A 14,085-nucleotide genomic window follows, 5' to 3' on the forward strand; every position below is an offset into this window, starting at 1 on the left:
AGACATGAGTATTAAAATCGGAGTATTGGATCAAAGCCCTATACACGAGGGGGAAACGGCAGCGCAGGCCCTTCGTAATACGATTAAGCTAGCACAGCGTGTAGAGGAATTGGGGTTTACGCGCTTCTGGGTATCAGAGCATCACGATTCCGAGCAGGTTGCGGGCTCTTCGCCAGAGGTACTCATTTCCCATTTGCTGGCACGCACTGAGCGTATTAAAGTCGGTTCTGGTGGAGTGATGCTTCAGCATTACAGCCCTTATAAAGTAGCTGAAAACTTTAATGTGCTGTCCTCTCTTGCACCGGGTCGCGTAGATTTGGGAATTGGACGCGCGCCGGGCGGGTTGCCGAAATCCACACAGGCGTTACAACGAAACGTTCATGACGCGCCTTCTCTCGAAGAAAAAATTGATGAAGTAAGTCGCTATATTCATAATATTCCGTCTGAAGAAGGACCGTTAGCCGGGTTACAGGCGAATCCGATTCCAGAAACACCAGCGGATATTTACGTTTTGGGTACAAGTACAGACAGTGCTGGAATTGCTGCGCGTTTGGGGTTGCCCTACGTTTTCTCGCAATTTATCAATAGTAATGAGCAGATTGCATTGGAATCATTCCGTACGTATCGGGAGTCTTTCGATTATAGTTGTGGACGTGAGCCGAAAGCTCTTTTTGCGCTTTCAGTCATCGTAGCGGACACTTCCGAGGAAGCTGCGGAGTTAGCAGGGGAGCACAAGCTGTACAAAATTCATCTGGCCAGTGGCAAGACGGCTACGGTGGGCACGCTGGAAAGTGCAGAAGAGTTCGGCAAGCAATCAGGTGAAGAATATACAATTGAAGCTACACAAGCGCAAATTAACAAAGGGAATAAAGACGAAATCTATGCTGTGTTGACGGAAATTCAAGCGAAGTATCAGGCCGATGAGCTAATTGTTACGACAGGAATAAGGGATATACACAAGCGCGTGCGCTCGTTCGAGTTATTGCATGAAGCTTTTGCCGGGTTGCCTGTGCAGTCCTAGATGTTGTTGGTCTGAGAGAATTGTAACTATTTTGGGTTCACGAAGGAGGAATAGGGATGAGTGGATCAACCGGGACGAAGGAGCAGGTTTTGGAGCAGAAGCTGGTGGACATTCGCCGCCATCTGCATCGAAATCCCGAGTTATCTAACGAGGAGGTTGAAACTACCGCCTTTATCCGCCGTCTGCTGGAAGAACAGAACATAACCATTCTGGATGTGCCGCTGCGTACCGGATTAGTAGCGGAAATCGGCGGACAGCAGGAGGGACCAACTGTCGCGCTTCGTGCAGACATTGATGCGTTGCCTATTCAGGAAGAGACGGGATTGCCTTATGCTTCGGTGCATCCCGGCAAGATGCATGCCTGTGGGCATGATTTTCATACCGCATCCCTGTTAGGAGCAGCCGTATTGTTGAAGCAGCGGGAGCAGGAGCTGAAAGGCACGGTTCGGCTGGTGTTCCAGCCAGCTGAGGAAAAGGCCAAAGGCGCTGCCCAAGTGCTGGACAGCGGTGCGTTGGCAGGGGTGCAGGCCATATTTGGCCTACATAACAAGCCGGACCTGCCCGTAGGCACGGTCGGCATCAAAGAAGGTCCGCTAATGGCAGCGGCGGATGGTTTTTACATCGAGGTGGAGGGTCTGAGCACACATGCGGCAGTGCCGCATGCAGGGATTGACCCCATCGTGGTATCGTCACATATCATTACGGCGCTGCAATCCATTGTGAGTCGGAGCGTTAATCCGCTGGATAGCGCGGTCATTAGCGTCACGAAGCTGCACAGTGGCAACGCCTGGAACATCATTCCTGACCGCGCCCATTTGGACGGAACAATTCGCACATTTGACGAAAATGTTCGCGCACAGGTGACTAAGCGCTTTGAGCAGGTCGTAAAAGGCGTTGCGGATGCTTTCGGCACGAAAGCATACATCCGCTGGATCGAGGGTCCGCCGCCTGTGCTGAACGATGGTAAGTTGGCCGTCATCGCGGAGGAGGCGGCAGAAGCGGTCGGCCTGGACGTAGTTCGTCCCATACCATCCTCGGCGAGCGAGGATTTTGGGTTTTATCAGAAGAACATCCCCGGTGTATTTGTCTTTGTCGGCACTGCGGGAAGCCAGGAATGGCATCATCCTGCCTTTGATCTGGACGAACGCGCGTTGCCCGGAACAGCGAAGCTACTGGCTTCACTGGCAGAATCGGCATTGATATCCATAGAGTAGGAGTGCGAGCCTAGTCTATGGATACTTATCCCCTCCTTGTAGAGGGGATATTTTTGTTTGACGCTATATCATTCCAATGATAGTGTAAAATTGTAATTTTATTCAAAAACGAGAGTGGGTGTAATAAGAGAGTAGGCGTTGTCCTTTTAGATGTCTCGTAAAAATAAAAGGTATGGAGGTTAAATAAATGCCGAAGAAAAATGGAATGATCATGGCTTCTTTTTCATTGGTAGTGGCTGCTTCTTTACTGGTTGGCGGGGCTAACGTTGGTTCAGCAGCCTCAGATTTGGAAAGCACTTCCGATATAGAGTCGACAAATATTAATTTGGCTGCTGCTGATATACCTGCTAAATTTAAGCCATCGGTAGAATGGATTTGGAAGAATAGAATGGTCAAAGAAGGCTCCACCAACCGTAAAAATTTGATTTTTGATCAAATCTATGCGGGAAAAGGAACGCTAAATTATGTAGTGCGTTGGCAATCCTCTAAAAATATCACTCTTCAGCAGCGTAAAGATATGGCTTCCATGCTGAGTCGCCAAATCAATAATTGGAATAAGCAGTTGAAAGGGTATGATGGCTGGCCTTATAACAATATTACAGTAAAAATAGTAGGCTGGGCCGTTGCGAATCCATCACAGATTCTTAACAAACAATCTAATGAAATCGTTTACACGGATACCATTACGGATGACTTAAGTAAAACAGACCCGAATATTCCAGCTAAACTTCCGGTTGCTCCTAACGCACTATCGAGATTTGAACATTTTATGGACCCTAACTATTCTTACCCAGGTGGCCTGGACAAGCGGTTTGATATGTACTTATGGGGAACGTCCAATTTTCAAGGCGGAGCCGGCGGGGATTGGGGGCAACGTATGCCTGATGATTATATCCTGAACACCTTGAATTCGGATGAAATCCAGATTACAGAGCACGAGATGGGGCATGGATTCGGCTTGCCTGACTTCTATGAAGAACATGAGCGTCCACCCGGTGGGTTTCCTGTGCCAACTATTATGTGGGCCGGAAATTCCCCCAAAATAACAGAGTGGGATACCTGGATGTTGCGTTATACCTGGAGCCAGGTTAAGAAGGATACCTCTCGTTTTCCTAACCGCTAAAAAATGCTAGAGTAGTGTGAAAAAAGCTTATAAATAGAGCCGTTTGTTCCAAAATCAAATTCTATGGTGGAATTGATTTAGTGAATAAACGGTTTTTTCATTTTATAAAATACCAGTTTTGTGCATGCAAAGATCAAGTATATGTTCCAAGATACGATTAAAATGACTAATTTAAATCATTAAGGAAAATATTGACGATGCAATAATCCAGTGATAATATGATTTGTGATTATTTACAAAAAACGACAAGGAGATTTGATAGTGTACTCTTAATCTCCTAGATTAGTTCGCAAACACGAAAAGAGAGGTGATAGAGATAGTTATTTCAAGAAAACTATTGCAATAATACCAATGGATATGGAGGTACATACATGTTGAACAGAAAAGGAATGATGATGGCTTCTTTTTCAGTAGTCATTGCTAGTTCATTACTGATGGGAAACGCTAGTTTTGTATCAGCGGATTCTCATCTAAACGGGGATTCTGTGGTTGCGGCAACGGGTGATTCGACGTTAGCTGATATGCCAGCTTATCTCAAATCCTCAGTGGAATGGGTTTGGAAGAATAGGATGTTGACTGAAGGCTCGACGGTTCGTAAAAATACGATTTTTGATCAAATTTTTGCGGGAAAAGGGACTCTTAATTATGTTATACGCTGGCAATCCTCTAAGCCCGTCACACTGAAGCAACGCCAGGATATTGCTAAAATGATAGATCGGCAGATGAACCATTGGACAGATCATCTTCAAGGATATGACGGTTGGCCCTATAAGAATATTAAAGTAAAAGTGGTAGGCTGGGCTGTTGCCGATCCTTCACTGCTCCTGAACAAGCAGCCTGACGAGGTCATTTATACGGATACCATTACAGATACACTAGCTTCTGAAAAACCGGAAATTCCTGCTGCGCTTCCAGTTGCGCCTAATGAAATATCCCGGTTTGAGCATTTTTCGGACCCGAACTATTCGTATCCGGGTGGATTGGATAAACGCTTTGATATGTATCTCTGGGCCACAGAAAATTTTGGCGGGGGAGCCGGCGGCGACTGGGGACAGCGTATGAATGATGAATACGTTCTGAGTACGGTGAACGCTGATGAGATTGAGATTACTGAACATGAAATTGGTCACGGATTTGGGTTAAACGATTTTTATGAAGAACATGAGCGTCCACCAGGTGGATTCCCAACGAACACCATTATGTGGGCCGGCAATTCCGATCATATCACCGACTGGGATGTTTGGATGCTACGTTATACCTGGAGTCAAATCAAAAAGGATACGGCTCGTTTCCCAATCACGACTAAAGACGACGATGGCCCAATTGAAACAGATCCTGATGAAATCGTGAACATAGCACCTGCGGCAACGGCTAGCAGCTCTTATACTTCATCTTGGGAAAATGTAAGCGCGCTAAACGATGGATTTGAACCTGCCAATTCCAACGATAGAAGTCATGCTGTGTATGGTAACTGGCCTGAGACGGGTACACAATGGGTCCAATATGATTTTGATCAAGAATATACGATATCCCAAACGGATGTCTATTGGTTTAAAGATGGCGCTGGCATTGATGTTCCTAAGTCTTACAAGATTAAGTATTGGAATGGTCGTAGCTGGTCCAATGTCAAGCAGGCTAATGGATTGGGTACTTCGGCAGATCAGTATAATACGACTACTTTTACGCCTGTAAAAACAGCGAAATTAAGAATTGAAATGGTATCCAAAGGTTCAGCATCCACAGGAATATTAGAGTGGAAAGTAGCAGCTAACAAACTTTAAGCATCATATTATTTGTCCAGAGGTTGTCTCCTACAATATTTGTGGGAGACAACCTTTTCTAATTCATAGCTGATCAGTTAGAGTCTGATGAGATCAGGCTTTTTTTGCGCCTTGATTATGGCGTTTGTTTCCTTCATATTTGTATCTATGTTTTGCTAAATTCTCGTATGAATGGATCACTAAGAATGAACGGGTGTACGATAGTATGTATAATGGACATCAGACATGAAAGAAAAGAGGACAGAAAGCGATGAGTCACGACGTGAATGCTCCTTACGATGTACATGTAGCATATGGACCGGTGTTTGAGCTGCTCAGCAGCTTACACACCTTTATTTGCCGCAAGGCTTACAAGAAGACCGATTTATCAGCCGGGTGGGCGGAGCAAGTGCGTAGAACGCTGTCTCCAGGTTTGTCTAAATTGCTGGAGTCCATGGAAATCAATGCAGATTGGAAGGTTATTTATGGACTCGTCTGTATGCTTTCTGATCAGGGGAACGTTGAAGAGGTCGTAGACCGTCTGGAGAACCGGGCTGTACAGCAATTAAATGAACAGGCATCAGCCTTTGGGGTCCCGCTGCCTGACGATATGGAGAAGCTTCGTAAACTTGCTTTGCAACTGCTATCTGGCTGGGACGAGGAGTATTTTCGCCATGTGGATACGAGTATTCTAAGCGGTCTGGAACAGGAAGCTGAACGGAGAAATAAGGAGAAGGGCTTACATAGCTCTATGGAGTGGGTGGATCGTACCACTAATGGCTTCCGGTTCGAGCCTTCCGAAGGGCTGACACGGGTGTTGCTGGTGCCTCAATACCATTTTCAGCCGATTAATATCATTTATCGATTTGGGTCGCTCCTGTTGTGCCATTATTCGGCAGGGATTTATGTTCAGGAGGACGATTTTTTATCCCCACAGGAATATCGAATGATCCGAAGTTTGGGGGAGAAGAGCAGGCTAAAGATTTTAAAATATTTGTACCAAAGCCAGTCCCCACGAACCTTTATTGAGATTGTCCGTCATCTCAAGCTGTCCAAGGGAATCACGCACGATCATATTTTTAAGCTCCGGGCCTCTGGCTTCATCCATGCACATTTTGATGGCGAAACATTACTCGGATATAGCGCACGGCTTTCGGCTGTGGATGAAATGCATCGGAGCATTCTTGGCTATATGGAGCGAAATTAGGCTACACGCACCAGTTAGACTTTAACACTTTAAACAAATAGACGTCGATCATTTGGAATCCAGATGAGTTGACGTCTTTTTTTTTATAAAAAATGGAGTTCTCTCTTTACAGAACCGGAATAGATTCCTATAATGAGATTTATCTTATTAATTACAACTTGTTCGATCGGAATTTACTAAATTAACTCGGGGGGATTATTTTGAAAAAGGGAATTATTCTACTCAGCAGTCTATTTCTGGCAAGTTCTACCTTATTAGCAGCTTGCTCTAGTGGTGGATCAGATAGCGCTAATGAGGCTACTTCGCAAAATAGTGATGTCGCACAGACAGCCGCTACAGCGCAGCCATTAACAAGTCTGGTACAAGCTTCAGATTTATCCAAATTGCCGGAAGTGTCCAAAAAGAGAAGCGACACGATTATTGTTGGTCTGACTGACCCAGCCGGGGTGTTTACTCCGTATTTTAACCAAAGCGGCTATGATGGCAACGTGATTTCGCAGTTGTGGACTCCGCTGGTCACGGTAGACGAGAAGGGGCTTCCGCTGCCAAATCTGGCTAAGAGCTGGGATATTTCTAAGGATAATCTAACGTACACGTTTCATCTGGTTCCCGGTACAAAATTCAGTGATGGCTCTCCTTTGACAGCAGAGGATGTCGCTTTTACCTGGACGTTGATCTATGACAAAGCCTATCCTGGTGACAGCCAAATCCGAAAGCTGAACATTAAAGGCGGCAAAGACTATACGGAAGGCAAGGCAAAACAAATTGAAGGAATCAAGGTGATTGATGCGCAGACCATTTCTGCGACGTTGGAAAAACCAAACGCGCTGGCTCTGCCGATTCTGGGTGACTATGTACTGTCCAAAGCCTACTACGGCAAGGATTACAAGTTCGGACAGCTGGATTATTTTAAAAATTTACATAGTAGCCCTCTGGGAAATGGGGCTTATAAGTTGGAAAAGTTCATTCCAGGGCAAGAAGTTCGTCTGGAGGCGAATGATCACTTTTTCAAAGGCAAACCGAAAACACAGCATTTCATTTACAAAACAGCAGAAGGCGACGCTTGGCAATTCATAGAAACAGGCGATACCGATTTTGCTCAATTCACCGCAACTCAGGAAAATATCGACAAACTAAAAGGGCTTGGCTTTTTAAACATTTTGCCGTATACCCCTAGCACTTATGGATATTTGCAAGTAAATCTTGAAAATGAAAAGCTTAAGGATAAAAAGGTTCGTCAAGCATTGACCTATGGACTGGATCGGAAAAGCATTTATGTCGACGCAGCACAGGGAGCAGGGGCGGTCGCAAACATTCCAGCTTCCCCAATATTCTGGTCTTACACGACCGATGGAATCAATCCATATAACTACGACCCAGAGCAAGCGAAAAAGCTGCTGGATGAAGCGGGCTGGGCAGAAGGTAGTGATGGCATCCGTGAGAAAAACGGTCAGAAGCTGACCATTCACCTGCTGACCTCTAAACGTCCAGAAACAGATACCTTTATTGCGCTTGCGGCTGAAAATTACAAAGCGATTGGCGTTGACCTACAGCCGGAAATCTTTGCAGACTTTAATGCAATGGTCGCCAAAGTAGAAGGTAAAGATTATGATCTTGCCGCCTTTTCGACAGGCATGCTGACAGATCCATCAGATGGAATCGAGCAATTCGTCAATGGAGAAGTCAAGGGATATAACAATCCAAAGGTAAAAGAGCTATATGAAAAAGGCTTGTCTACGACGAATATGGAAGAACGCAAGAAAATATATCAAGAATTATATGTGCTGCTAAACGATGAACTGCCCGTAATTTTTACCAACTATAAGAAGACGGTGTATGCATACAATGGTCGGATGGAACATGTAAAGGTTAGTCCGTTCATTGGCTTGTCTGGTAATCTGTTCGAATGGTCCCTTAAATAAGCCACATTTGCGGGCCCCTTGTGAAGAACATCAGGTTCGGATCAAGGGGCCTCCCAAATGGGGGAAACGTAATGAGTAGCCTGACCTTGAATTGAAAGGAGTTTGTCATGAGCTCGTTTTTAACGAAAAGACTGACGTATATGGTTATTATTTTGTTGGCCGCTTCGATGATGATTTTTTTCCTGTATGCCATGACACCGGGAGATTTCATTAGCGGCAATCTGAAGCTGTCGCCAGAGAGAAAGGCGGAACTGAGAGAAATTTACGGCCTGAATAAGCCTATTCTTGAACGCTATGGAAATTGGCTGGGCAATGCGCTGCATGGAAATTTTGGTTTTTCGCTTGCCCAGCAAAAGCCGGTGCTGACCTTATTTAATGAGTATATCTGGAACTCGTTTTTGCTGGCCGTTGTATCGACCTTCCTGACCTGGTTTATCGCGGTCATTATCGGTGTGGTTGCTGCTTATAAGCAGTATTCATGGTTTGATACTCTGGTAATGGTGGTGATTTTCGCTGCCATGTCTGTGCCCTCATTTTTTATCGGGTTGTATCTGATTAAAATCGCAGCGGTTGACCTGAAGTGGTTGCCACCCGGTGGCATGCTTAATACGGGGAGTAACGCTACAGGTATGGAGTATGTGAAGGAGGTTCTCCAGCATATGACCTTGCCAGTGATCGTTATGACGCTGTTGGGACTGGGGTCGTTGACCCGCTACTTCCGTAGCAATATGATCGACGTGATCCAGCAGGATTATATACGCACAGCCCGTGCAAAGGGCTTAAAGGAAAGAAAGGTACTTTTTACGCACGCATTGAGAAATGCATTGCTGCCTGCCATTACGCTCGTTGGCTTCGAATTACCTGCGCTGTTTGGCGGGTCCCTGATTATTGAAAAGATTTTTAATTGGCCAGGAATCGGTCAGTTGTACATGCAATCCTTTTCGCTCCGGGATTATCCACTACTTATGGGCTTTACGATGCTAATTGCCATATTGAGCGTTATCGGAACACTGTTGTCCGATATTTTGTATCGCATCGCGGACCCGCGTGTGAAAGTGTAAGAAGGGGGCTAAGGAATGTCATCCGTGAGCAGTAATTTGAGCAAGAGCAACGGCAGACTGCGAACAACTGTTAAATCTTCAATGTGGCAGCAAGCGCTCCGGCAGCTGTTCAGAAACAAGCTTGCTATGGCTGGTCTGCTTGTCGTGGTATTTATGTTTTTGCTCTGTTTTATCGGTCCGCTATTTTCTCCTTATTCCGATAATAAAACAAATATATTAATGATGAACAAGGCGCCAAATATCCATCACTGGTTAGGAACAGACAAGCTGGGGCGGGATGTGTTGACACGTGTGATGCAAGCAGGTCAAATTTCTCTTACCGTGGGTTTGGCTTCAATGGTATTGTCAGTCTTTTTGGGGGCTACGCTGGGGGTCATATCCGCATATTTTCGCGGAATTGCGGATCAGATTATTATGCGCGTTGCTGATTTGCTGCTGACGATTCCCAGTTTGCCCCTGCTATTTATTATGGGCGCGCTGCTATCTGACTGGAAGGTTCCACCCGATCAACGGATGTATATTGTCATGCTGATGCTTAGTCTGGTCAACTGGCCGGGGATTGCACGGATGGTGAGGGGCCAGATGCTTAGTTTGCGGGAACGTGAATTTATGCAAGCCGCGACGGTACTGGGACTCTCGAATCGTCGAAAGCTGTTCAAGCATCTACTGCCGAATATTTTACCGTTGTTGATCGTTATCGCTACATTGAATATTGGCGGAGCCATCCTGAGTGAATCTGTGCTCAGCTTCTTTGGCCTTGGCGTGCTGCCCACAACACCGACTTGGGGCAACATGATTGATGCCGCTAACAATGTGCTGGATTTTCAGCAACGTCCGTGGTTGTGGATACCGCCAGGACTGTCTATTTTTGCTACAGTCATCGCTATTAATATTTTTGGTGACGGGCTGAGGGATGTACTTGACCCGAAACATAAGAGGTAGGTGATCATACACCATGGACAATTTACTTTCTATTGAACATTTAAGCACTCATTTTTATACAGAAGAAGGAACGGTTAAAGCGGTGGATGATATCAGCTTCCGTGTGAAGCCAGGGGAAACGGTATGCATTGTCGGTGAATCGGGATGCGGCAAAAGTATTACCGCGATGTCCATCATGGGTCTGATCCAGAGTCCCGGTGGTAAAGTGGCAGGCGGAAGCATCCGCTTTGAGGAAACCGATCTGCTAGAGCTTAGCAGAAATGAGATGCGCACGATTCGCGGACATGAAATATCCATGATCTTTCAGGAGCCGATGTCTTCATTGAATCCGGTCATGACCATTGGTGAACAGCTATCCGAACCACTGATTGAGCATTTGAAAATGGGCCGTAAGGAAGCTCGTAAGCGAGCACTGGAGCTGATCGAACAGGTCGGTATATCCCGGCCGGAGCAGATTTTAAAAAGTTATCCGCATGAGCTGAGCGGGGGGATGCTGCAGCGAATTATGATTGCAATTGCTATTTCTTGTGGTCCCAAGCTGCTTATCGCGGATGAGCCAACCACGGCGTTGGATGTAACGATTCAGGCGCAAATCCTGGATATGCTGCGTGAATTTAAAGCCCAATCCAATATGTCGCTCATGCTAATCACCCATGATCTGGGTGTTGTCGCCGAAATGGCTGATTACGTCATTGTGATGTATGCAGGCAAGATCGTCGAGGAAGGCGAAGTGGTACAGCTGTTTAATCATCCCAAGCATCCTTATACACAAGGGTTACTAAAATCCAAACCGGTGCTTAATCAGCGCCAAGAGGAACTGTATTCCATTCCCGGGCAGGTACCTAATCCGCTGGAGCTGACGACTTCCTGTTATTTTCATGACCGCTGTGGGCAGTGCATGGACATTTGTCGTGTAAAGGAGCCTACATTGAAAGAAGTTTCAGCTCAGCAGAAAGCATCCTGCTGGTTATATGAGGAGGCGGTTGTTCATGGCTGAGCCGTTGTTGGAAATAGACCGCTTAAAAACGTACTTTCCGGTGAAGTCCGGGTTTATGAACCGTACTTCAGGACATGTGCGGGCGGTAGACGATATCAGCTTTACGATCCGTCAGGGTGAAACCTTCGGATTGGTAGGGGAATCGGGGAGCGGTAAAAGCACAGTGGGCCGCACGATTGTTAGATTGACGGATAAAACGGACGGTACCGTAAAATACAAAGGGGTGGATCTACACAGCTTGTCAGCCAAAGGGATGCAGGAACTTCGTCCCAAAATTCAGCTGATCTTTCAAGACCCATATAGCTCGCTGAATCCGCGTGTACGGATTGGTGATGCCATTGGTGAGGCGCTACTGGATCACGGTATAGCAACGAAGGAGGAGGTCCGGCAGATTGTGCTGGACGTGCTCAAGCTATGTGGATTGTCAGAGTATCATATCGACCGTTTTCCCCATGAATTTTCGGGAGGTCAACGCCAACGGATCGGCATTGCCCGAGCGCTGGCGCTTCAGCCGGATTTAATTATCGCTGATGAGCCGGTATCAGCGCTGGATGTGTCCATACAGGCGCAGATTATTAACCTATTCGCCAAATTGCAGGCCGAACGGGGTCTGACATATTTGTTCATCTCGCATGATTTGAGCGTGGTGGAACATTTGTGTTCCCGTATTGGCGTGATGTATTTAGGCTCCATGGTCGAAACGGCATCGCGTGACGAGCTATTCGGGAATCCGTTGCATCCGTATACGAAGGCGTTGCTGTCGGCTGTACCTATTCCGGTGCCGAAGCTGAAGAGAGAACGTATTTTGCTCAAGGGGGATATTCCAAGTCCGGTTAATCCGCCTTCGGGCTGCAAGTTCCATACTCGCTGCCCCTTTGCAATCGACCGTTGCTCCAAAGAGATTCCACTCTATCGTGAGGCTCGTCCAGATCACTGGGTAGCTTGCCATTTGGCTGAATGAACAAAGTTAGTCAGCAAATTTTAAAGCCGTTGAAACGGCAGACCGTTCACAAGAGTGAAGGGGGCTGCTGTTTCAACGGCTTTTTAATGTCGTGATTCAAACCGCTTGGGTTGACAACATACCTGGAGCAGCGGTATATTAAATAGTAATCGTAACGATTACTATTTAAGGTGTGAAATCATGTCCATATCCGTGTTCATCAATCTCGCGGTAGTGATGGTGAGCCTTCATGATTGGCATATATCACAAGGAGGAGCTTTACATGGCCAAGAAGTCAAAAGTCGTAAAAGAGAAGAAACGCCAGGAAATTGTAGCTAAATATGCGGACCTGAGACGTGAATTGAAAGCAAAAGGGGACTACGAAGCTTTGCAAAAGCTTCCGCGTGACTCATCTCCAACCCGCCTGAAAAGCCGTTGCGAGCTGACAGGCAGACCTAGAGGATACTTGCGCAAATTCAAGCTGTCTCGTATCGCGTTCCGCGAGTTGGCACATAAAGGCCAAATTCCAGGAATTACGAAATCAAGCTGGTAAACAGGCACTTATGTCGATCGTCAGCGCATGGAGATTATCTGTGTTGTTAACCTGAGGATATGTCTGATAGAAGGTTGTAACGGGAATGCTTCATGTCGTAGGGGGACATGGGGCATTCCTTTTCTATGGAAAATATTATCGTTTGTATTGATTCTCCTTAGATGGTTAGGTAGAATATGGACGGGTTAAAAATATACATAACAAACGATTACATAATGTGGATATATCAGATTATGTATACCTCAGGAGGAGCTACAAGATGGAAGTGAAACAGAGAGAGGACTCCTTTTGGAGTATGGTCAAAAAAGGAAACAAATCCTCGGGCTCGGCGGCGTTAGGTAATACCGGCATTGCTCTGATTAAGGGGATTGCTTTTGCCTTGACAGGCAGCGGCTCTATGTTTGCTACGATGATGCATTCCATTGCGGATGCAGTGAATCAAATGTTTGTATTCGCGGGCAGTGTACTGGCAGAGAAAAAACCGACAAAACGCTTTCCTACCGGCTTTGGACGAGTGATTAACCTGTTTTGTATGGTTGCCGTTATTGTTGTAACGATTATGGCCTATGAAACCGCATTGGAAGGCATTCATTTGCTGCAGCATCCAGCTGAATCTACACATGGATTTTGGATTAATGTAGTAGTGCTGATTTTGTCACTAGTGGTGGACGGATTTGTATGGAGCAAAGCGATGAAAGAAGTGCTGCATGAATCCAGAGTAGAAGCGAAGGGGCTAAGCATTTTCACCACTGCGTTCCGCCATGTGGGGCGTGCTGCACCGCCAACCCGGCTGGTGTTTTATGAAGATTTGGTAGCAACAACGGGTGGAGTACTTGCTCTGCTAGCAGTGGTGGTCACATCGCTGACAGATTTTAAACTGCTGGACGGAATTTCGAGTATACTCATCGGTTGTCTGATGGTCGGTGTTGCTTTCCGGGTCGGTTACGACAACATGGTAGGCTTGATTGGTGTATCTGCTCCTCCTGATATCGAAGAACGTGTGGCTTCCATTATTCTAGCAGATACACATGTAACGGATATTTATCAAATGCGTATTTTACAGGAGGGACGCTACTATCACGTGGAAGGGTTGATTGAGCTTACACCGGGCATGACGCTGGCAGATGCTGACGATATTAAATTTAGAGTCGAGGACGCTTTGCTACGTGATCCTAATATCTCAGATGCAGCATTGGGTATTCTGGAAGATGACGGGATTAGAAAGTGGAAACAAGAGAAACCCACAGTTTAGAAAAAATGATCAAAGCGAATCTGGACGGGGATTGGCAATAGTGTAAAATAAGAACTTCCATGACCACAGCAACGGGGCATGGAGGTTCTTTTA

12 protein-coding genes are annotated in these 14,085 nt (G+C 46.1%); all 12 read left to right on the forward strand.

Features of this window, described 5'->3' with window-relative positions; translation table 11 throughout:
* The first annotated feature begins 4 nt into the window (after window positions 1–4).
* Window positions 5–1,021, forward strand: a complete 1,017-nt coding sequence (locus ACUUJN_RS11335; protein ID WP_484669643.1) for an LLM class flavin-dependent oxidoreductase — start codon at window positions 5–7, stop codon at window positions 1,019–1,021.
* A gap of 56 nt (window positions 1,022–1,077) precedes the next feature.
* Entirely contained in the window at window positions 1,078–2,235 is a 1,158-nt protein-coding gene (locus ACUUJN_RS11340; protein ID WP_484669644.1) for an amidohydrolase, read from the forward strand.
* A gap of 187 nt (window positions 2,236–2,422) precedes the next feature.
* Complete coding sequence (locus tag ACUUJN_RS11345; RefSeq protein WP_484669645.1) at window positions 2,423–3,358, forward strand: dockerin; 936 nt, start codon at window positions 2,423–2,425, stop codon at window positions 3,356–3,358.
* 371 nt (window positions 3,359–3,729) lie between these two features.
* Window positions 3,730–5,139 (forward strand): discoidin domain-containing protein, encoded by a 1,410-nt coding sequence (locus ACUUJN_RS11350; RefSeq protein WP_076160212.1) that lies wholly within the window; start codon window positions 3,730–3,732, stop codon window positions 5,137–5,139.
* Window positions 5,140–5,389: 250 nt separating this feature from the next.
* On the forward strand, window positions 5,390–6,325 hold the full coding sequence (locus tag ACUUJN_RS11355; protein WP_279830658.1) for an ArsR family transcriptional regulator: 936 nt from the start codon (window positions 5,390–5,392) through the stop codon (window positions 6,323–6,325).
* Window positions 6,326–6,525: 200 nt separating this feature from the next.
* Window positions 6,526–8,247: an ABC transporter substrate-binding protein gene (locus ACUUJN_RS11360; RefSeq protein WP_484669646.1), complete on the forward strand. Its 1,722-nt coding sequence runs from the start codon at window positions 6,526–6,528 to the stop codon at window positions 8,245–8,247.
* 107 nt (window positions 8,248–8,354) lie between these two features.
* Window positions 8,355–9,308 carry an ABC transporter permease gene (locus ACUUJN_RS11365; protein ID WP_339201968.1) on the forward strand — a complete coding sequence of 318 codons (954 nt, stop codon included), beginning with the start codon at window positions 8,355–8,357 and terminating at the stop codon, window positions 9,306–9,308.
* A 15-nt stretch (window positions 9,309–9,323) separates the two neighbouring features.
* Window positions 9,324–10,250, forward strand: a complete 927-nt coding sequence (gene opp4C / locus ACUUJN_RS11370) for an oligopeptide ABC transporter permease (RefSeq protein WP_069079650.1) — start codon at window positions 9,324–9,326, stop codon at window positions 10,248–10,250.
* A 13-nt stretch (window positions 10,251–10,263) separates the two neighbouring features.
* Window positions 10,264–11,247: an ABC transporter ATP-binding protein gene (locus ACUUJN_RS11375; RefSeq protein ID WP_053325318.1), complete on the forward strand. Its 984-nt coding sequence runs from the start codon at window positions 10,264–10,266 to the stop codon at window positions 11,245–11,247.
* Window positions 11,240–12,208, forward strand: a complete 969-nt coding sequence (locus ACUUJN_RS11380) for an ABC transporter ATP-binding protein (protein ID WP_053325319.1) — start codon at window positions 11,240–11,242, stop codon at window positions 12,206–12,208. Before ACUUJN_RS11375 ends, ACUUJN_RS11380 begins: the two co-directional genes overlap by 8 nt.
* Before the next feature lie 262 nt (window positions 12,209–12,470).
* Complete coding sequence (rpsN, locus tag ACUUJN_RS11385; protein ID WP_028542369.1) at window positions 12,471–12,740, forward strand: 30S ribosomal protein S14; 270 nt, start codon at window positions 12,471–12,473, stop codon at window positions 12,738–12,740.
* Between the two features lie 259 nt (window positions 12,741–12,999).
* The gene (locus ACUUJN_RS11390) at window positions 13,000–13,992 is read left to right on the forward strand and encodes a cation diffusion facilitator family transporter (protein WP_023988369.1); all 993 of its coding nucleotides are present in this window, start codon (window positions 13,000–13,002) and stop codon (window positions 13,990–13,992) included.
* Window positions 13,993–14,085 lie beyond the last annotated feature (93 nt).

The organism is Paenibacillus sp. LRG-1, assembly GCF_057220305.1.